This is a genomic window from Enterobacter sp. BRE11 (assembly GCF_031844285.1).
GTDB lineage: Bacteria > Pseudomonadota > Gammaproteobacteria > Enterobacterales > Enterobacteriaceae > Pantoea.
Genome location: NZ_JAUZUX010000018.1, coordinates 21,061 through 40,991, shown reverse-complemented (window position 1 = coordinate 40,991; position 19,931 = coordinate 21,061). Strand labels below are relative to the sequence as shown.

The 19,931-nt window shown below is 60.4% G+C and carries 20 protein-coding genes; 13 read left to right on the top strand and 7 right to left on the bottom strand.

Going from position 1 to position 19,931, the window contains the following annotated elements:
* The first annotated feature begins 184 nt into the window (after positions 1-184).
* Positions 185-1,771 carry a PTS transporter subunit EIIC gene (locus Q9R34_RS17930; RefSeq protein WP_434123282.1) on the top strand — a complete coding sequence of 529 codons (1,587 nt, stop codon included), beginning with the start codon at positions 185-187 and terminating at the stop codon, positions 1,769-1,771.
* Between the two features lie 49 nt (positions 1,772-1,820).
* On the top strand, positions 1,821-2,030 hold the full coding sequence (locus Q9R34_RS17925) for a hypothetical protein (RefSeq protein ID WP_434123283.1): 210 nt from the start codon (positions 1,821-1,823) through the stop codon (positions 2,028-2,030).
* 56 nt (positions 2,031-2,086) lie between these two features.
* On the opposite strand, the gene Q9R34_RS17920 is transcribed toward Q9R34_RS17925, so the two are convergent.
* The gene (locus tag Q9R34_RS17920) at positions 2,087-2,299 is read right to left on the bottom strand and encodes a hypothetical protein (RefSeq protein ID WP_434123284.1); all 213 of its coding nucleotides are present in this window, start codon (positions 2,297-2,299) and stop codon (positions 2,087-2,089) included.
* 499 nt (positions 2,300-2,798) lie between these two features.
* On the opposite strand from Q9R34_RS17920, the gene ymcF reads away from it, so the two are divergent.
* The gene (ymcF, locus tag Q9R34_RS17915; RefSeq protein WP_434123333.1) at positions 2,799-2,954 is read left to right on the top strand and encodes a cold shock small protein YmcF; all 156 of its coding nucleotides are present in this window, start codon (positions 2,799-2,801) and stop codon (positions 2,952-2,954) included.
* Between the two features lie 271 nt (positions 2,955-3,225).
* Entirely contained in the window at positions 3,226-4,143 is a 918-nt protein-coding gene (locus tag Q9R34_RS17910; protein ID WP_434123334.1) for a LysR family transcriptional regulator, read from the top strand.
* Here the strand turns inward: Q9R34_RS17910 and Q9R34_RS17905 are convergent.
* The 5 genes from Q9R34_RS17905 to sapC all read right to left on the bottom strand — a co-directional run bounded on the left by Q9R34_RS17905 (position 4,119) and on the right by sapC (position 9,038).
* A complete protein-coding gene (locus Q9R34_RS17905) occupies positions 4,119-5,246 on the bottom strand; it encodes a CMD domain-containing protein (protein ID WP_485895473.1) in 1,128 nt (375 codons plus the stop codon). The genes Q9R34_RS17910 and Q9R34_RS17905 overlap by 25 nt on opposite strands.
* A gap of 195 nt (positions 5,247-5,441) precedes the next feature.
* Positions 5,442-6,230 carry an enoyl-ACP reductase FabI gene (gene fabI, locus Q9R34_RS17900; protein WP_485895471.1) on the bottom strand — a complete coding sequence of 263 codons (789 nt, stop codon included), beginning with the start codon at positions 6,228-6,230 and terminating at the stop codon, positions 5,442-5,444.
* 118 nt (positions 6,231-6,348) lie between these two features.
* Positions 6,349-7,152, bottom strand: a complete 804-nt coding sequence (sapF, locus tag Q9R34_RS17895) for a putrescine export ABC transporter ATP-binding protein SapF (protein ID WP_434123288.1) — start codon at positions 7,150-7,152, stop codon at positions 6,349-6,351.
* Positions 7,153-8,148 (bottom strand): putrescine export ABC transporter ATP-binding protein SapD, encoded by a 996-nt coding sequence (gene sapD, locus Q9R34_RS17890; RefSeq protein ID WP_103795928.1) that lies wholly within the window; start codon positions 8,146-8,148, stop codon positions 7,153-7,155. It lies immediately after the preceding gene.
* On the bottom strand, positions 8,148-9,038 hold the full coding sequence (gene sapC, locus Q9R34_RS17885; protein ID WP_485895469.1) for a putrescine export ABC transporter permease SapC: 891 nt from the start codon (positions 9,036-9,038) through the stop codon (positions 8,148-8,150). The genes sapD and sapC overlap by 1 nt, the downstream gene beginning before the upstream one ends.
* 396 nt (positions 9,039-9,434) lie before the next feature.
* Between sapC and Q9R34_RS17880 the strand changes: the two genes are divergently transcribed.
* The 9 genes from Q9R34_RS17880 to arnF all read left to right on the top strand — a co-directional run bounded on the left by Q9R34_RS17880 (position 9,435) and on the right by arnF (position 18,330).
* A complete protein-coding gene (locus tag Q9R34_RS17880; RefSeq protein ID WP_485895467.1) occupies positions 9,435-9,644 on the top strand; it encodes a DUF1471 domain-containing protein in 210 nt (69 codons plus the stop codon).
* Between the two features lie 103 nt (positions 9,645-9,747).
* Complete coding sequence (locus tag Q9R34_RS17875) at positions 9,748-10,152, top strand: cupin domain-containing protein (RefSeq protein WP_485895465.1); 405 nt, start codon at positions 9,748-9,750, stop codon at positions 10,150-10,152.
* A gap of 792 nt (positions 10,153-10,944) precedes the next feature.
* On the top strand, positions 10,945-12,081 hold the full coding sequence (gene arnB, locus Q9R34_RS17870) for a UDP-4-amino-4-deoxy-L-arabinose aminotransferase (protein ID WP_434123292.1): 1,137 nt from the start codon (positions 10,945-10,947) through the stop codon (positions 12,079-12,081).
* 1 nt (position 12,082) lies between these two features.
* Positions 12,083-13,069, top strand: a complete 987-nt coding sequence (gene arnC, locus Q9R34_RS17865; protein WP_485895463.1) for an undecaprenyl-phosphate 4-deoxy-4-formamido-L-arabinose transferase — start codon at positions 12,083-12,085, stop codon at positions 13,067-13,069.
* On the top strand, positions 13,066-15,045 hold the full coding sequence (gene arnA, locus Q9R34_RS17860) for a bifunctional UDP-4-amino-4-deoxy-L-arabinose formyltransferase/UDP-glucuronic acid oxidase ArnA (protein ID WP_485895461.1): 1,980 nt from the start codon (positions 13,066-13,068) through the stop codon (positions 15,043-15,045). The genes arnC and arnA overlap by 4 nt, the downstream gene beginning before the upstream one ends.
* A complete protein-coding gene (gene arnD / locus Q9R34_RS17855; protein ID WP_485895459.1) occupies positions 15,042-15,926 on the top strand; it encodes a 4-deoxy-4-formamido-L-arabinose-phosphoundecaprenol deformylase in 885 nt (294 codons plus the stop codon). Before arnA ends, arnD begins: the two co-directional genes overlap by 4 nt.
* A 33-nt stretch (positions 15,927-15,959) precedes the next feature.
* Positions 15,960-17,621, top strand: coding sequence for a lipid IV(A) 4-amino-4-deoxy-L-arabinosyltransferase (gene arnT / locus Q9R34_RS17850; RefSeq protein ID WP_485895544.1), 1,662 nt, complete (start codon positions 15,960-15,962; stop codon positions 17,619-17,621).
* Positions 17,618-17,950, top strand: a complete 333-nt coding sequence (gene arnE / locus Q9R34_RS17845; protein ID WP_434123296.1) for a 4-amino-4-deoxy-L-arabinose-phosphoundecaprenol flippase subunit ArnE — start codon at positions 17,618-17,620, stop codon at positions 17,948-17,950. The genes arnT and arnE overlap by 4 nt, the downstream gene beginning before the upstream one ends.
* Positions 17,947-18,330 (top strand): 4-amino-4-deoxy-L-arabinose-phosphoundecaprenol flippase subunit ArnF, encoded by a 384-nt coding sequence (gene arnF / locus Q9R34_RS17840; protein ID WP_485895457.1) that lies wholly within the window; start codon positions 17,947-17,949, stop codon positions 18,328-18,330. The genes arnE and arnF overlap by 4 nt, the downstream gene beginning before the upstream one ends.
* On the opposite strand, the gene Q9R34_RS17835 is transcribed toward arnF, so the two are convergent.
* Positions 18,325-19,812, bottom strand: a complete 1,488-nt coding sequence (locus Q9R34_RS17835) for a sensor domain-containing diguanylate cyclase (protein ID WP_485895456.1) — start codon at positions 19,810-19,812, stop codon at positions 18,325-18,327. The two genes, arnF and Q9R34_RS17835, sit on opposite strands and share 6 nt — an antisense overlap.
* Positions 19,813-19,931: the final 119 nt, after the last annotated feature.

Sequence of the window (19,931 nt, the reverse complement as noted above, 5' to 3'; positions counted from 1 at the left end):
GTGTGCGACTGCAATCATAAGTTGTCTAATTGATTGACTTAATGGTGCGATAGCCGCCGTTTATCGCGCCGACTGCAAAATTGTGATGCTGCTCAAATTTTACTCTCTGGCAACCTGTTGATAACGGGAGTTACGGGCGTATCGGGTCAATACTTGCACCTTCATCTCTTAAAGGGCGCACCTCATGAAACAGCTCACCAGCCAGATCCATGCGTTTGGCAAAGCGTTGATGATGCCAATTTCGGTGATTGCGGCGGCGGGGATCTTCCTCGGCCTCGCGGCCGCGATGCAGAACCCGGCGATTACCGGCGACGCCTTTGCCCAGATGCAGGTGCCGCAGCTGATTATCGGTTTCATTCGCAAAGTGGCGGGCGCGCTCTTCGCCAACCTGCCGGTGTTCTTCGCCGTGGCAAGCGCCATCGGCCTGGCGAAGGCGGAGAAGCCGACGGCGGCCTTCGCCGCGGTCATCGGCTACATCACCATGAACGTCGGCATCAGCGCCACGCTGGCGGCGAAAGGGCTGACGGCGGCGACCACCACGCCCGCTGCGCTACAGCAGGCGGGCATGGACCAGACCACGGCGATGATGACCTCGGCGGAGTATATCCAGATGCTCGGCATCTTCACCTACAACATGAGCGTGCTGGGCGGCGTGATTGCCGGGCTGCTGACGGTGCTGCTGCACAATCGCTTCTATACCCAGCAGCTGCCAACCGCCATCAGCTTCTTCGGCGGACGCCGCTTCGTGCCGATCGTCACCGTGGTTGTCCTGCCGCTGGTGGGGGTGCTGCTGGCGCTGATCTGGCCGACGCTGGGCGCGGGCATCGCCTGGATCGGTGCGATGATCGGCAAAAGCGGCCAGTACGGCGCCTTTCTGCTCGGCACGGCGGAGCGCATTTTGATCCCCACCGGGCTGCATCATATCCTCAATGAAACCGTGCGCTTTACCCCGATTGGTGGCGTCGCCATCGTCGACGGGCAAACGCTGGTAGGGGCGCTAAATATCTTTAACGCCTCGCTGACCCATCCCGGCTCGGTGCCTGACGACGTGCTGCGCAACGCGACCCAGTTTCTCGCTCAGGGTAAAATCCCGGTGATGATGTTCGGCCTGCCGGCCGCCGCGCTGGCTATCTATCACACCGCGCGGCCTGAACATAAACAGCGGGTCAAGGCGCTGATGATGGCGGGCGCGCTGACCTCTTTCACGACCGGCATCACCGAGCCGCTGGAGTTCTGCTTTATTTTCGTCTCGCCGGTGCTCTATCTGCTGCACGCGCTGCTGACCGGTCTCTCTTTTATGCTGATGTCGATGCTGCACCTGATGATCGGCAACGTGCAGGGCGGCGTGATCGATCTGGTGGTGTTCGGCATTCTCGGCGGCAGCAACACGCACTGGTGGTGGACGCTGGCGCTCGGCGCAATCTATGCGCCGCTCTACTACTATGGATTCCGCTTTGTTATCACCCGCATGGGCGTCGAGACGCCGGGGCGCGAATCAGAAGATGAAAAGCCGCAGCAGGTGGCGGCAGACGAGCGTACAAAGGTGATTATCAGCGGCCTGGGCGGTCAGGCGAATATTGAAGATGTCGACTGCTGCTTTACCCGCCTGCGCGTCCGGGTGAAAGACATGAAAGAGGTGGTGGATCAGACGCTGCTCACCACCGGCGCCAACGGCATCAACCGCGTCAGCGAGCACGATATTCAGGTTATCTATGGGCCGCAGGTTGAAAAGATTGCCAGTGAGGTAAAAAGCGCGCTTGGCGTGGCCTGAAGGATTTACGTCTACACTTAACAGACTGGAAGCGAACGAGGAGACGGGAATGTTTAAACATAAAACCAACGAAGAACGTAAGCAGGAAGGGGACGTCAGCAAGAGCGCGCCCGAGAGCACACCGCACGTCCATAACGCCTGGGAAGAGGACGATCATCCGGCGGTCGATGCGCCCGCTGAGCACGGCGAAATCCCGCGCACCCGTGACGATCACAATGATGACAAGAACGATCCTTACGAGGATCGCGAAAAGAAATAGCACCACGCTGCATTCCCACCTTGCTGAACCTGTAAAGGGAGGTGGGAATCCCGCTATCACGACTGCAGGGAGAACTGCCAGGAGCCGATTGCTTTGCGTTCCAGCACCATAATCTTTTCCTGGCCGTCGATAACCACGAAATATTGCTCTTTGACCTTCAGGCGCTTAGGAAAATGTTCATTCCCTTCATAGCGCACCGTAATTTTCTGACCAAATATCTCCGCATCCGCGCTGACATCAAACTGCGGAAGATAAATTTTGTTTTTCACCGCTTTCTCCTTCTTTATATTTAATTCATATTCTTAGCCGGGCGTCGCGTGCCGTAAAGAGTGTAACAGCAAAATTCTTTTTTACTTGCTTGCAATGGCAGGCCAAAGCATGCGTAAATAGGTGCCTGGCCTGAAAAGCAGGCAGCTTTATCCTCTGTTTCTGCCGTCTCTCATTTCCGGAAGTGCCGCGCTTAAGCCTCTCTTTTTGAGTTTTATCTTAATCTTACCGATCTGCCTCTGCACTTCAGCTATGCTTATCTGCAGGCTAAAAGAAAGAGAGATTATTTCTCATGACACGCCTGGCACGATGAGAGGGATTTAACGCAGAAAAAAGCGCCGGCTTTATGTGCCCGACGAGGACGGCAGGCGCGGTTTGCACGCTTTTCCGCTCTTAAAAACAATGACCTCCGCACGCCCGATAAGGAGTGGAGGATAGAATTCACTGCGCAGAATGGCCTAAAGGTCCATTATCTGCCAACGTCACAGGACGCTAAAAATTATTTCAGCCATTATTTCTCTGCGCTGCCCACATTGTCAGGGCTCGCAATATCGCCGCTCCGTTTTTGACGTTAGCGTTAAAAACCCGCTTGGCGCAAAGTGCATTTTTTGTAAATCGGCCATGATCCAAATAGATCCGCAACCAATCGCTGCCTGATTTTCTTTTTGCTCATCCGATTTACCTTACTTATTCAAGGCCGCCATTGGGCGGCCTTTTCACGTTTTTAGCAGAACAATCTGATTAGCGCTTATAACAGGGACGGGCCGGTGAGCGTTAAGAATAATCCTGGCCAGCAGCATTGACATCGCCAGCAAGGTACCTGAAGATCTTCTTCAGGATAAGTCACGTCTGAAGTCGGTACAGGGAAAGGTACAGCATTATATTTTTCTATACGGCTATGCTGTTATGTTATTGACGGGTAAAGAAAATAGACATTAAACAATTAATTTACCTTTGCAACCTCGAGCGTGAACGCCACTTTGGCCGCGCCGCCGAAGCCAGCTTCGTCAGCCAGCCGACGCTCTCCATGCGCCTGAAAAACCTGGAACGCGAACTCGGCCTGTCGCTGATCAACCGCAGCAATAACTTCGTCGGCTTTACGCCGGAAGGGGATCGCGTGCTGGCGTGGGCGCGGGAGATCGTGTCGGTCTATCAGGGGCTGAAGCTGGAGGTGGAGTCGCTGAAGCACGGCGTCAACGGCACGCTGCGCATCGGCGTGATGCCGCAGTGCAGCGTGGCGCTGCCCGCGCTGCTGAAGAGGGTACAGAGCCGCTATCCTCAGCTGAACTACCGCATCGCCGCGCTCAGCGCCGATCAGTTGCTGGAGGCGCTTAACAGTCATACCGTCGACGTCGGCATCGGCTTTTTCGAGCTGGCGACGCTGCGCGAACTCCATTTTCAGACGGCATTTCTGCCCGAGCGCGGCGTCGAAGCGATATTCGATCCGACGCAGTTTCCCACGCTGGTGGGCGATGCACCGCTCACGCTCGCCGATCTTGCCGCCGTGCCGCTCTGCCTCTCCGAGCCGACGCGCTATTTTCGCCGCTATCTTGATATGGCCTTCCGCGAAGCCGGGGTGACGCCGCAGGTCATGGTGGAGAGCGCCGCGATCCTCGAACTGGTGCAGAGCGCGCAGGTGGGGCTGGGGGTGCTGGTGTCGCCTGTCGGTCATCTTCTGCCGTCGATGCTGCAAGGCATGGCGCAGCGGCCAATTGCCATTACTCATATGGCGCGCCAGGCGGCGCTGGTGATTGCCGAACCGGGTCGCGCCTCGCTGCTGTCACAACACTTCTTCGACGAGGCGCGCAGCCACCTTGAGGGCTACGCCACTTCGCCCATGGCATAAAACAGCCGGCTGTTCCAGTTGCCGATCGCCACCGCCTGAATCAGGGCGAAGAGCGCGTCCGGCTGCCACCCTTCGGTGACCAGCGGCTGCAGATGCGCCGCGCTGAAGCGTTCAGGCGAGCGGGTGAGCTGCGCCGCCAGCGCCACGACGCGGCCCTGCGTCGTGGTCTGATCGGCGGCGTCATCCACCGACTCCAGCAGCGCATTGCGCACCTCATCCAGGAAAAACTGAAACGCCCAGCGGCTGCCGAGCGCGCGCGCGCAGGTCGCCTCCGCCAGCGGGGTAAGGTCGGTCGGGGTAATGCGCTGGCGCAGGGTCTGCCAGCCGTAGAGCGCGGCGGCGTCGTGCGCCAGCAGCCAGACCGCCTCGGCGAGATCGGGACGCGGCTGACAGAAGGTCACGGCGGCCAGCTGTTCGGCGCTGGCGTAGCGCAGCTCCAGCGGCTTCACCCCCGGTTTCCAGCGCGGCTTTTCCTCAAACCCCTCTCGGTCGGCGTCGGGCGGCGGCGTCACGCCCGGCAGCCAGCGCACCGGCAGCGCCAGCAGCGCCTGCACACCGGCCGCTACGCGCGCCTGGTAGCTGACGAAGCCGACGATCTGATTCAGCGTCACGATATCCGGCTCGGTCAGGCCCACGGCATCCAGCGCCCTGAGCGCCGCCGCGTTGATCAGCGTCGGCTGCATCGCCAGCTGGCGCGCATACTGCGTCAGCTGCGTCAGGCGATTATTGCTCTCGCGCGACGAGTCGGGGCCGGGCAGCGGATTAAGGCGCGCCGAGTAGTGATTGCACAGCCGCTGCACGCCTGCGACCTGCGCCACGGTCAGCGCGGTGCTAAGGCGATCGTAAAGGGTAAGGGTATGGGTCAGCGTCGCCGCGACGCGATCGGGAAACAGCAGCTGGCAAAGATCGCGGGAGGCCAGCAGCATCGGCTGGCTCGCCTGCAACAGCGGCTGAAGCGCGCTCGCCTCCTGCTGCAGGCCGAGCAGGAAACGGTCGTTAATCAGGGCAGCTTCGGGAACCAGCGGCTCAGCCTGAAGGGCGTGGGGGCTGGTCTGGCTCTCGTAAAACCAGTGGTTGTGGCCAGGATAGCGGCGTTGTTCCATGGTTATTCCTTTTGCAAATAACTGGCACGTCGCGCATGGCGTGAATCCGAAACCGTGACGCGCGCCCAGGGGCTGGCTTATCGTCGCTTAACGGCGGGGAAGGGCAAAAGACCGATCGGTGATAATTAATAGCGCGAAGCTATAAGGCGGGGAAAGTGAGCAAAAAAAAGGGCGAGCCAGGCTCGCCCTCAGAACTTATTTCAGTTCCAGTTCGTTCATGGCGGCGATGCTGAAGCCGCCGTCAACGTGAACGATCTCGCCGGTGATGCCGCCGGCCAGGTCAGAACAGAGGAACGCCGCCGAGTTGCCGACGTCCTCGATGGTGACGGTGCGGCGAATCGGGGTAACCGCTTCGCAGTGCGCCAGCATCTTACGGAAATCCTTGATGCCTGACGCCGCCAGGGTACGGATCGGACCGGCGGAAACGGCGTTGACGCGCACCCCTTCCGGACCCATCGCGTTCGCCATATAGCGCACGTTGGCTTCCAGCGACGCTTTCGCCAGACCCATCACGTTGTAGTTCGGGATGGCGCGCTCTGCGCCCAGGTAGGAGAGCGTCAGCAGAGCGGAGTTGGGGTTCAGCATCTCGCGGCACTCTTTCGCCATCGCCACAAAGCTGTAGGCGCTGATGTCGTGAGCAATTTTAAAGCCTTCGCGGGTAACGGCGTTCACATAGTCGCCATCCAGCTGGTCGCCCGGGGCGAAGCCGATGGAGTGAACGAAACCGTCAAATTTCGGCCAGGTTTTTGCCAGTTCAGTAAACAGCGATTTGATGCTCTCGTCTTCGGCCACATCGCATGGCAGCACAATCTCTGAACCCAGATCTTTAGCAAACTCTTCCACACGACCTTTCAGTTTGTCGTTCTGGTAGGTGAAAGCCAGTTCTGCGCCCTGCTTGTGCATCGCCTGCGCAATTCCGTAGGCAATAGAGAGTTTACTGGCAACGCCAGAAATCAGAATGCGCTTACCGGAAAGAAAACCCATAGCTGTAATCCTTATGGTCATTGTTGTTGGCGGCCGAGTTGGTTAAAAAACAGGCGGCCGCGTTAATCGACGTGCGGATTCTAGCACGTCTCAGGAAAATGGGGTAAACCAACCTGATTCAGGCTTTGCGACGCCAGGCTTCTGCCGTCAGCGCTTCGCCGAAGTGGCTCGAAATAAGCCGTTTAGTCAGATCGTGCAGCGGTGAAGCCAGCACGTCGGCAGTACCGCCGCGCTCCACCACCTCCCCCTGGTGCATCACCAGCACCTGATCGCTGATGTGCTTCATCATGCCGAGATGCTGCGTCACATAAATATAGGTGATGCCGTGCTGCTCCTGTAGCTCCAGCATCAGATTCACCAGTTGGGAGCGCATCGTCATATCGAGCGAGGCGAGGGCTTCGTCGGCGATAATGACCTTCGGCTGCAGGATCAGCGCGCGCGCCAGGCCGAGGCGCTGCTTCTGGCCCGGCGCCAGCATATGGGGATAGTAGCCGGCGTGGTCACGCAGCAGCCCTACCTGGCGCAGCGTGGCGATAATGCGCTTTTCGCGCGCCTCAGGCGTCAGATCGCTGTTGAGGCGCAGCGGCAGGTCGAGGATCTGGCTGACGCGCTGGCGCGGATTGAGTGAGGTGGAGGGGTCCTGAAAAATCATGCGGATGCGCTGGCTGCGGTAGCCGTAGTCGCCGAATTCAAGCGGATGGTCGTTAATCAGGATTTCGCCGCTGCTCGGCGCCACCATGCCGCTCAGCATTTTCGCCAGCGTCGATTTGCCAGAGCCGTTCTCGCCGATGATCGCCAGCGTCTGCTTTTCGCGCAGGATAAAGCTGACTGATTTCACCGCCTCGACGTGCTGGCGGCGAAAGAGGCCGGTGCGATAGCGGAAAGTTTTGCTCAGATTGCGCACTTCAAGCAGCGTCTCCATCTACTGCTCCTCCATATTCAGCGGAAAGTGGCAGGCGAAAAGGTGCGTCTTGCTGCCGCTCAGGCGCGGGGTTTCCACGCATTTTCGCTGCGCATAGGGGCAGCGCGGGCCAAGCCGACAGCCAATCGGCAGGCTCTCCAGCGACGGGATCGCGCCGGAGAGCGTGTTCAGGCGGCTTTTGTGCGGCAGCGCGCGGCCGAAATCGGGCATCGCGCGGATCAGCGCCTGGGTATAAGGATGGTGCGGCGTGGCGATCAGATCGTCGCTGCCCGCCGTTTCCACGGTCTGCCCGCAGTACATGACGTTAATGCGGTCCGCCCACTGGCTCATGGTGCGCAGATCGTGGCTGATCAGCAGGATAGTGGTGTTGTTATTCTGGTTGAGGCGACTCAACAGGCGAAAAATTTGCGCCTGGGTGGTTGGCTCCATGGCGTTGGTGGGTTCGTCGGCGATCAGCAGCCGAGGCTGGTTGGCCAGCGCGATGGCAATCATCACCTTCTGGCACTCGCCTTCGGTCAGCTCGTAGGGAAAGCTGCGCATGATATCTTTATGATCCTTGATGCCGACGCGGTGCAGCAGCTCAATGGCGCGGGTTTTGCGCCAGAACCAGAAGCGTCCCATCCACGCACCTTTATAGGTCCAGCGCGGAATCGCCTGCATCAGCTGGCGGCCGATACGCTCCGAAGGATCGAGACAGGACTGCGGTTCCTGAAAAATCATCGAGACGTTGTGACCGACGATGCGGCGACGCTCGCGCGGCGACAGGCGCAGCAGGTCAATATCGTCGAATACCATGCGATCGGCGGTGACGCGCCAGTTATCCTTGGTTACGCCGCAGATCGCCTTTGCCACCAGGCTCTTGCCCGAGCCCGATTCGCCCACTAATCCACGCACTTCGCCTTCCATCAGCGTCAGGTTGATGCGGTCCACCGCCTTGACGGGGCCGTCGGCGGTCATAAATTCAATGGTCAGATTACGAATATCGAGTAACGGCATTATTCCACTCCCGCCTCTACAGCACGGCGGATACCGTCGCCCAGCAGGTTAACAATCAATACGCTGACCATCAGCGCGGCGCCCGGCAGCATCACCGTCCAGGGGGCGACGTAAACCAGCTCCAGCGAATCGCCCAGCATGGCGCCCCATTCGGGCGAGGGCAGCTGCGCGCCGAGATCGAGAAAGCCGAGCGCGGCGATATCCAGAATCGCCAGCGACAGCGAACGCGTCACTTCGCTGATCAGCATCGGCAGCACGTTGGGCAAAATCGCATGGCGCAGGATATCGACGTTAGTGGCGCCGTCGAGGCGCGCCGCCACCACATACTCTTTTTCCAGCTCGTCATGCACAGCGCTATAGGTGGCGCGCACCAGGCGCGGCAACAGCGCCAGCCAGATCGCCAGCAGCGCGTGCTCAAGGCGCGGGCCGAGAAAGGCCACCACGATAATCGCCAGCAGCAGCGTGGGGATCGATAGCAGGGTATCCAGCACATGGTTCATCACGGCCGAGCGCAAACCGTGCGTGATGCCCGCCAGCACGCCGAGCGCCAGTCCGCACAGCGTGGCGAAGAGCGTGACCAGAATCGCTGAACCCACGGTCGGCGCCACGCCGCTCAGCAGGCGGCTTAACACGTCGCGTCCTAAATCGTCGGTGCCGAGGAAAAAAGAGACGTCGCCGTAGCGCGACCAGGAGGGCGGCAGCAGCTGATAGCCGAGAAACTGCTGGTCGATACCGTAGGGGGCGAGTAGCTCGCCGAACAGGCAGAGAAACAGCAGTGCGCCAAAGCCGTACAGCCCAATCATGGCCGTGGTGTTGCGATAAAAATGGTGCCAGCTGCGGCGAAAGGCGCCGGGCAGCCGTTTTTCGGCATAGACGTTATCGTAGGGCATGAACACTCGCCTGAAGAGGAATCAGCGTGGTTTGCAGCGCTTTACATTTTTTACTCATATCAATGCGTTGCCTAAATTTTCAGCGTTAGGGTGTCGGGCTGCGGCATCGCCGCGTCAGCATGACGAAGTTTGTAAGGATTATCCGTCGATAACCCGCTTACAGGCAAGGAAAGGGCGGCAGCAATTTCGCGCCGGGCTCATGGAAGGTGAGAATTTGCGCCGTCAAGGGGGCAGGACCGCACTGACAGGAAGGGAAAAGAGGGCGGGAAAAGTCTTTCAATATTTTTGTGGTTTAAATGCAAATATGTCCGCTTTCAAACCGTCCCCCCCAGGCGCATGATGTCTACATCGAGGCAGAATGCCTCACCAGCTGAAATCAACTTTAAGGAACTGACCATGAAAACCATCAAAAACTTCGTTGTAGTTGCTGCGCTCTCTTTCGTCTCATTCGGCAGCTTCGCCCAGAGCATTACTGCTTCTGCCGCCACCCTCGACGCAGCGGAAGCGCAAATCGCCGCGCAGGCGCACCAGGCGGGTGCCGCTTACAAAATTACCGGGGCTCGCTTTGATAACGGCGCCTACGTTTCCGCTGAACTGATTAAATAACGCTGTCGCAATACCTGTTTCAGAGGCCGCTTAGTGCGGCCTTTGGCGTTTCTGGCGCCTCCCGTCCGCTACACTCTGTTCAGACTCACGAACAGGAGAAACCATGACGGAGAAAAAAAACCGCTCAGACCCGCGCGCCACCGAGGTTACGCACCAACAGGTATTGCAGAGCGGCAGCGCCTGGAATGGCCAGCCTTATCAGGCTTACCCAGTCGGCAAGCCACAGATATCGGTGATGCGTATGTCATTACCCGCCCACAGCGAACTCCCCTGGCATACCCATCCGGTGCCTAATACCGCCTTTGTGCTTTCCGGGCGCCTGACCATTGAGGATAAAGAGAGTGGCGAACGGTTTCACGCTGGCGCGGGAGAGGCATTGAACGAAACACTCAACCGCGCGCACCGTGGCTACACCACCGACCAGCCAACCGAGTTAGTCATTTTCTACGCAGGCGTGGAGGGAGAGGAACTTTCTCTGCCACTGCCGGGAGAGGAAGCGGAGTATTAATCGTAAAATCAGCAGAGGCGGTGGCGCAGCGGTGGCCGTTTTAGCTGTTGCGCTGCCGGCAACGTTGGGAGTAATACTTTTTTCTTAAACGAAAGATAAACCATTACGCGATTGTGATGATAAGAAGGCGGGAATTAATGCGTTATTTTGCGTGTCGTATCGTTGCAGCGCTATATCTGCGGCATAAAATAATGCCCGATTTTTCGCCCGCTCCATTCAATTGCGCATTTCTGCAAAGCCGTTTTTCTGCTGGCGGCTTTTAGCAGGCCAGTTAAGTTCATGACATCTGTAATAGATTTCTCTTTGAAAAGGCAGCAATGTCATTCCGCGAGCAAGATATATCATTTCTGGATGCATTCAAATTAAGCTATTGTTTTTAATAATTATTATATTGTTATTTATGCCCATTTTGTTAGGGTGTTAATAATTGGCTGTGGAAAGCTCCCTGTTTTTTTCTGGTAAAAACTTGATCTCGATAAGCGCTGATATAGACTCATAGCGCATAGCCTGCACCTGAATAATAAGAAAAGCAGCGGCCGCTTTACTATTTGCGCTCCTCCTCTTTGTTGCTCTTGCTCTCCCTCCACACCAGATGAAATGAGGCGTCAGCCTGTTTAAGGCTGTCTTAAGGTTTGGTCAGCATTATTTTTCCCATCCTGTCCTTAAGCAGGGTTGGCGAGATTCACTAAACCTACGTCGAAAGGAAACAATTCTTTCATATTTGTAAGCGTTATTTTTTCAGGCGGCGCTTGCGTATTTATTTCGAACATCTGGAACGGATGGGGTTTTATTATGTCATTTCTCCCTTTTTCGCGGCCTTCGTTAGGTGATGAGGAGCTGGCGGCGGTCAAAGCGGTGTTTGAATCCGGATGGATTACCACCGGTCCGCAGAATGCGGCGCTGGAACAGGCTTTTTGTCAGCTCACCGGCAATCAGCACGCCATTGCCGTCAGCTCGGCGACGGCAGGCATGCATGTCACCCTGCTGGCGCTCGATATTCAGCCCGGCGACGAGGTGATTACGCCGTCGCTGACCTGGGTTTCCACTATTAATATCATTACGCTGCTGGGCGCGACGCCGGTGATGATCGATATTGACCGCGATACGCTGATGGTAACGCCCGAACAGATTGAGGCCGCCATCACGCCACGCACCCGCGCCATCATCCCGGTGCACTATGCCGGCGCGCCCGCGGATGTCGACGCGATTCGCGCCCTTGGCGCACGCTATAACATTCCGGTGATTGAAGATGCCGCGCATGCGACGGGCTGCTATTACCGGGGACGCCATATCGGCAGCGCGGGCACCGCCATTTTTTCGTTTCACGCCATTAAAAATATGACCTGCGCCGAAGGCGGCCTGATTGTCACCGATGACGCGCAGCTGGCGGATCGCATGCGCAGCCTGAAGTTCCACGGGCTGGGGGTCGACGCCTACGATCGCCATACCCACGGCCGCAAGCCACAGGCGGAAGTGATCGCGCCTGGCTTTAAGTACAACCTGCCCGATATCAGCGCGGCCATTGCGCTGGTGCAGCTAAAAAAACTGCCTGATTTTAACGCGCGCCGCGCCGCCATCGCCGGGCGCTATCTGCGCGAACTGGCCGACACGCCGTTTCTGCCGCTGACGCAGCCAGGCTGGCCGCATCAGCATGCCTGGCATCTGTTTATTATTCGCGTCGACGAGGCGGCGTGCGGCATCAGCCGCGACGCGCTGATGGAGGCGCTGAAGGCGCAGGATATCGGCACCGGCCTGCATTTCCGCGCCGCGCACACCCATAAGTATTACCGCGAACGCTACCCGCAGCTCTCACTGCCCAACACCGAGTGGAACAGCGAGCGCATCTGTTCCCTGCCGCTCTTCCCGGATATGCACGACGAGGACGTTACTCGCGTCGTCAGCGCCTTGCGTCAGCTGGCAGGAGTCTGAAATGCAGCAAGAAAAAGCCATTCGCAAAGTCTCCGTGGTGATCCCGGTCTACAACGAAGAAGAGAGCCTGGCAGAGCTGGTGCGCCGCACCGACGCCGCCTGCGCCACGCTGGGGCTGGCGTATGAAATTCTGCTGGTGGACGACGGCAGTTCTGACCGCTCCGCCCAGATGATCGGCGAGGCCGCCGCTATGCCCGGCAGCCATGTGGTCGGCGTCTTGCTGAACCGCAACTACGGCCAGCATTCGGCGATTATGGCCGGCTTCAGCCACGTCTCCGGCGATCTGATCATCACCCTGGACGCCGACCTGCAAAACCCGCCGGAGGAGATCCCGAACCTGGTGCGCGCCGCCCAGCAGGGCTATGACGTGGTCGGCACCGTGCGCCAGAACCGCCAGGACAGCTGGTTTCGCCGCCGCGCCTCACGCGCCATCAACCTCCTGATCCAGCGCGTCACAGGAAAAGCGATGGGGGATTACGGCTGCATGCTGCGCGCCTATCGCCGCCATATCGTTGATGCGATGCTGAACTGCCACGAGCGCAGCACCTTTATTCCCATCCTCGCCAACACCTTCGCGCGGCGCACCATCGAACTGCCGGTGACCCACGCCGAGCGTGAATTCGGCGACTCCAAATACAGCTTTATGAAGCTGATTAACCTGATGTACGACCTGGTGACCTGCCTGACCACCACGCCGCTGCGTCTGCTGAGCATCGTCGGCAGCCTGATCGCGCTGGCCGGTTTCGCCTTCTCGCTGGTGTTGATTGTGCTGCGCCTGTTTCTCGGCGCCAGCTGGGCGGGCGACGGCGTCTTTGTGCTGTTCGCCATCCTGTTTATTTTTGTCGGCGCGCAGTTTATCGGCATGGGGCTGCTCGGCGAATACATTGGCCGTATCTACAACGATGTGCGCGCGCGGCCTCGCTACTTTATCCAGCATGTTATCCACCCCCAGCAAACAGCCTCTTCTGTACAGGAATCTGAGCAATGAAAACCATCGTCTTCGCCTACGCCGAAATGGGCTGTGCAGGCATCAGCGCGTTACTGAACGCTGGCTATGAAATCAGCGCCATCTTCACCCACGCCGACACCTCGCCGGAAAGCCACGCCTTTCCCTCCGTGGCGCGCCTGGCGGCGGAGCAGGGCATTCCGGTTTTCGCGCCGGAAGATGCCAGCCATCCGCTGTGGGTCGACCGCATCAAAGCGATGCAGCCCGACTTTATCTTCTCGTTCTACTACCGCGCGCTGCTGAGCGACAGCATCCTCCGCACCGCCCGTGTGGGCGCCTTTAACCTGCACGGCTCGCTGCTGCCGAAATATCGCGGCCGCGCGCCGCTCAACTGGGTGCTGGTCAACGGCGAAACGGAAACCGGCGTAACGCTGCACCACATGGTGAAGCGCGCCGACGCGGGGGATATCGTGGCGCAGCAGCGCGTGGCGATCGATGCGCAGGACAACGCCCTGACGCTGCACCGCAAGCTGGTCGCCTGCGCCACCGAACTGCTGGAAGGGGCGCTGCCGGCGATGAAGCGCGGCGAGATCGCCGCACGGCCGCAGAACCACAGCGAAGCGACGGTAGTCGGCCGCCGCACGCCGGAGGACGGGCGCATCAACTGGGAATGGCCGGCGCAGCAGGTGAACAATCTGGTGCGCGCCGTTACCGATCCCTGGCCAGGCGCCTTCGCCTTTGCCGGCACGCTAAAGTTCGTGGTGTGGAAAGGGCGCGTGCACGCCGACGCGCCGCAGGCGAAACCTGGCACGGTCTTATCTGTCGAGCCCTTCCTGATCGCCTGCGGCGACGGTGCGCTGGAGGTGCTGACCGGACAGAGCGACAACGGCGTCTACATGAACGGCAGCCAGCTGGCGCAGAGCCTGGGGATGGTGCCGGGGGCGCTGCTCTATTCGCAGCCGGTTGCGGCGGTTAAGCGCCGTACCCGCGTCTTGATCCTCGGCGTCAACGGCTTTATCGGCAACCACCTGACCGAGCGCCTGCTGCAGGATGACAACTTTGAGGTCTACGGGCTCGATATCGGCTCTGACGCCATCAGCCGCTTCCTCGACCAGCCGCGCTTCCACTTTGTCGAAGGCGATATCAGCATTCACTCCGAATGGATTGAGTACCACATCAAGAAGTGCGACGTGGTGCTGCCGCTGGTGGCGATCGCCACGCCGATTGAGTATACCCGCAACCCGCTGCGGGTGTTCGAGCTCGACTTTGAAGAGAACCTGAAGATTATTCGCGACTGCGTGAAGTACAAAAAGCGCATCATCTTTCCGTCCACCTCCGAAGTCTACGGCATGTGCACCGACAGCCATTTCGACGAGGATTGCTCTAACCTGGTGGTCGGCCCGATCAACAAGCAGCGCTGGATCTACTCGGTGTCGAAACAGCTGCTGGACCGCGTCATCTGGGCCTACGGCGAAAAAGAGGGGCTGCGTTTTACCCTGTTCCGTCCGTTTAACTGGATGGGGCCGCGCCTCGACAACCTGAACGCCGCCCGTATCGGCAGCTCGCGCGCCATCACCCAGCTGATCCTTAACCTGGTGGAAGGCTCGCCGATCAAGCTGATCGACGGCGGCGCGCAGAAGCGCTGCTTTACCGATATCCGCGACGGCATCGAAGCGCTGTTCCGCATTATTGAAAACAAAAACAACAACTGCGACGGCCAGATCGTCAACATCGGCAACCCCGACAACGAGGCCAGTATCAAGGAGCTGGCGGAGCATCTGCTGGCGAGCTTTGAGCGCCATCCGCTGCGCGATCGCTTCCCGCCGTTTGCCGGTTTCCGCGAAGTGGAGAGCAGCAGCTACTACGGCAAGGGCTATCAGGACGTCGAGCACCGCAAGCCCTCGATCAAGAACGCGCGCCGTCTGCTGGAGTGGACGCCGACGGTGGCGATGGACACCACCATCGACAATACGCTTGATTTCTTCCTGCGCACCGTCGAGCTGCAGGAGAAGCCATGAAGAGAGTCGGGCTGCGCGTCGACGTCGACACCTGGCGGGGCACAAAGCTGGGGGTGCCGGCGCTGCTGGAGCAGTTCAGCCTGCACCAGCTGCAGGCGAGCTTCTTTTTTAGCGTCGGGCCAGACAACATGGGACGCCACCTGTGGCGTCTGATGAAGCCGCGTTTCCTGTGGAAGATGCTGCGCTCGCGCGCGGCGTCGCTCTACGGCTGGGACATCCTGCTGGCCGGCACCGCCTGGCCAGGGCGGCATATCGGGCACGGCCTGGCGGATACCCTTCGCGCGGCGGCGGAACACCATGAAATCGGCCTGCACGCCTGGGACCACTTCGCCTGGCAAACCTGGGCGGGCGTCTGGCCGCAGGAGAAGCTGACGGAGCAGACCGCGCGCGGTAAAGCGGCGCTGGAGGCGATATTGGGTGACGTTGTCACCTGTTCCGCCGTGGCGGGCTGGCGCGCGGACACGCGCGTTATCGCCGCCAAAGAGGCGTTCGGCTTCCGCTACAACAGCGACTGCCGCGGCAGCGGGCCGTTTATCCCGCTGCTGGCCGACGGCAGCCCGGCGACGGTGCAAATCCCGGTGACTCTGCCCACCTGGGATGAGGTGGTCGGCCAGAAAGTGAGCGCGGCGCAGTTCAACGACTACATCCTCGAACAGATGCAGGCCGCCAGCGGCTCGCCGGTCTACACCATTCATGCCGAGGTCGAAGGCATCGTGGGACTGCCCGCCTTCCGCGAGCTGCTGACGCGCGCCGAACGGATGGGCATTCGCTTTTGCCCGCTCAGTGAGCTGCTGCCGGAAGATCTCACGACGCTGCCCCAGGGCAAAGTGGTCCGCGGCGAGATCGCCGGGCGCGAAGGCTGGCTGGGCTGCCAGCGTTAACTTAAAACAGGACGCTACGCTATGTGGACACCGATGCGCGCCGGAACGAAAACGGCGCTGCTGCTGGCGCTTTTCGCCCTCTACTACCTGATACCCATCGAATTTCGCAGCCTGTGGCAGCCGGATGAAACGCGCTACGCCGAGATCAGCCGCGAAATGGTGGCGGGCGGCAGCTGGGTGGTGCCGCACTTTTTCGGCCTGCGCTACTTTGAAAAACCGATCGCGGGCTACTGGGTCAACAACATCGGCCAGCTGCTGTTTGGCCATACCCTGTCTGGCGTGCGCGCGGGCGCTATTTTCAGCACCGCGCTGAGCGCGCTGCTGCTCTACTGGCTCGGCGTGCGGATGTTCGCCAGCCGCGCCGTCGCGCTCAGCGGCAGCGTGATTTTTCTTACCTCGCTGCTGGTCTACGGAGTCGGCACCTACGCGGTGCTCGATCCCATTCTGCTGCTGTGGCTGGTGGCGGCGATGTGCAGCTACTGGCTGGCGGCGCAGGCGGGCAGCACGCGACAGCGGCTGTGCGGCTATCTGCTGCTCGGCGTCGCCTGCGCCATGGGCTTTATGACCAAAGGCTTTCTGGCGCTGGCGGTGCCGGTGCTGGCGATTGCGCCCTGGGCTATCTGGCAGCGGCGCTTCGGCGAGCTGCTGCGCTGGGGAATGGTAACCATTGCAACGGCGCTAGTGATTAGCGCGCCCTGGGCGCTGGCGATCGCGCGGCAGGAAGGGGACTTCTGGCACTACTTCTTCTGGGTGGAGCATATCCAGCGCTTCGCCGAGGCGGACGCGCAGCATAAAGCGCCGTTCTGGTACTACCTGCCAATCCTGCTGGCAGGCTGCCTTCCCTGGCTGGCGCTGCTGCCCGGTGCGCTGGCCACGGCGTGGCGTCAGCGCGAACAGCAGGCCGGTGCCGCCTACCTGCTGAGCTGGGTACTGCTGCCGCTGCTCTTTTTCAGCATCGCCAAAGGCAAGCTGCCCACCTATATTCTGCCGTGCTTCGCGCCGCTGGCGCTGCTGATGGCGCGCTACGCCCACAGCGGCGGCGCGCGGCTCGGCAAGGTGTTCCGCATCAACGGCGGGATCAATCTGCTGTTCGGCCTGATCGCCACCGCGGCGGTCGTGCTGTTTCTCGCGCCCTGGGGGCTGGCGCACCATCCGCTCTATGCGCGCGACGAGACGCTGCGCGTAGCGGCGGCGGCGGCGGCCTTTGCTGGCTGGGGCCTTGCGGGCTGGCTCAGCCTGCGGCCAGGTGACCACCGCTGGCAGAGGGCGGCGCTCTGTCCGCTGGTGCTGGCGCTGCTGGTGGGGTACGCCATTCCGCAGAAGGTGCGCGATTCGAAGCAGCCGCTGGGCTTCGTCAGCGCCGTGCGCGAGCAGCTGGCGGGCAGCCGCTATCTGCTGGTTGACAATCCGGGCGTCGCCTCAGCCATCGCCTGGACGCTGCGCCGCAGCGACATCACCCTCTACGACGCCAAAGGCGAAGTGCAGTATGGCCTGAGCTACCCCGATGCGCAGTCGCGTTACGTTGATGGCGCGGCCTTTGCCGACTGGCTGCGAGAACATCGTCGCCAGGGGCGGGTGTCGGTGGTCATGATGCTTAACGCGGGCGAGAAGACGCCTGACGCGACGATGCCGACGCCGGACGAGGTTTACCGTCAGGGGCGGCTGCTCTACTACGGCTACGAGGCCAGGCCATGAGCCTGTTGTTGATTGCGCTGGTCAGTCTGCTGAGCTGTCTGGCGCAGCTCTGCCAGAAGCAGGCGGCGACCCTCGGCGCGCGCCACGGTAAACGCCGCCTGATAGTGTGGATTGCCTTGAGCCTGCTGCTGCTGGGCGTCGCAATGCTGCTCTGGCTGTGGGTGCTGCGCCTGGTGCCGGTCAGCCAGGCCTATCCCATGCTCAGCCTCAATTTTGTGCTGGTTGCGGTCGCCGCGCGTTTCATCTGGCAAGAGACTTACACGCTGCGGCAGTGGCTCGGCACGCTGGCGATTGTGATCGGCGTGGCGCTGACAGGGAGTCATCTTTGAAAGGTCTGGGGCTTGCGCTCGGTTCAGTTTTACTGGTTACGCTGGCGGAGCTGGCGCTTCGCCTGGCGATGCGCGATTTTCCACCCGTCGCTGATTGGCTTCACATCGACTGGTCCCGCTACGCTACGCTGCTGGTGCTACTGGGCACGGGGCTGTTCGCTTATGGGCTCTCTATGCTCTGCTGGATGCTGGCGCTGCGTCATCTGCCGCTCAACCGGCTCTACCCGCTGCTGAGCCTGAGCTATGTGCTGGTATGGCTGGCAGCGGTGCTGCTCCCGGTATTCGGCGAGCCCTTTCGCTGGAGCGGTCTGGCGGGCGTGCTGCTGATTGTGCTGGGCCTGCTGGCGATTGCCGTCCCGCCGCGTCGCAAAAAGTTATAACAGGCAGATGCCGTTCGTCCCGGCGATGCAGTTGCGTCCCGCTTTTTTCGCCACATAGAGCGCCTCGTCGGCGGCCAGCTTAAGCGAGTCAGGCGAGTCGCCAGGCGGCGCGGCGCTGATACCCGCGCTGAGGGTGACGATTTTGTCCGGCAGATCGCTCGCCGCATGGGGCAGCGCCGCGCGGCGAATCGCCTCCAGCGCCCGGTGCGCGACATTCTCCGCATCACGGGCGTGGGTGCCCGGCAGAATAATGGCGAACTCTTCGCCACCGTAGCGCGTGACCCGGTCGGTGCCGCGCAGCGGCAGGTGTTTAAGCAGCGTCGCCACCTCCTGCAGGCAGCGGTCGCCAGCGATGTGGCCATAGGCATCGTTGTAGCGTTTGAAAAAGTCCACATCAAACATAATCAGCGAGACGGGCGAGGCGGCGCCCTGCAGGCTCTTCTCCAGATAAAAATCGAACTGCCGGCGGTTGCCCAGGCCGGTCAGGCCATCCAGCATCGCCAGATCGCTCAGCGTGCCGTTGAGCCGCGTCAGCTCATCCTGCGAGCGCATCAGCGCCTGCTGGTTGCGCTGGTTGGCGCGCAGCTGACGCAGCACGAGATAGCCGAACAGCAGCACCAGCAGCCAGGTGAAGATATTGACGCCGATGCCGGTGATATTACTCTTCCACCAGGCGTGCCGGATCGCCCGGGTTTCATAGCCGACCGCCACCACCAGCGGATAGCGCTCCAGCCGGGCGTAGCCAAAAAGACGCTCCTCGCCGTCCAGGTGACTCTCCCAGGTAGCGCTGCCGATGCGCGACTGGCTCAGCAGGCGGGTGAACAGCGGGCTGGAAGAGAGGCTGCGGTTGAGCATGCTGTCGGGAAAGGGGCGGGCGTAAAGCAGGACGCCGTCGGTGTTCATCAGGGCCAGAAGATCGCCTGGGCTCTGTTCATACCAGCCGTAAAACTGGCGGAAAAAAGCGACTTTAACCGAGCCGAGCGCCACGCCGCGAAAATTGCCCGCCGCGTCGTTGAGTCGCAGAGAAACTGGGATCACCAGCTCGCTGGCGCTGCGGCTGCGAATGACGTGGCCGATATGTACGCCCGGATCGGCATGGTCGCGGTGCCAGATAAAGGATTCGCGGTCGGCGTTATTCATCTGCTTAAACTGCATGTCGCGCGAGGTGGCCAGCCAGTTGCCCTCTTTGTCATAAATAAACAGTCCGGCCAGCTGCGGCAGCGGCAGCGCGAGTCCGGCGAGAATGCCGTTTCTGCCGCTGTAAGCCCCGGGATGGCTAAACACCTCATCTCCCTGGCGGGCGATCTCATCCAGCGCGATATTGACCTGTAGAAAGGTGTCCTGGGCCTGACGGGAGAGCGAGAGCGACTGATTGCGCGCCTGCACCGAGAGATCCTGCAGCCGGTTCTGCCATGACTGCCAGAGCGCCCAGCTGCAGGCCGTCACGATAAAAACGCTGATAAAAAGCAGAAACAGCAGCACTAAGCGCTCTGTTTTTCTCAAGCGGGGCAACAGCAAAGTCTCTCTCCGGTAAAACAACGGGTTATCTGTAAAAGGTAGCAGTAAAAAGCGGACCTGGCGGCGAGCGGAAAGCGAGAGGG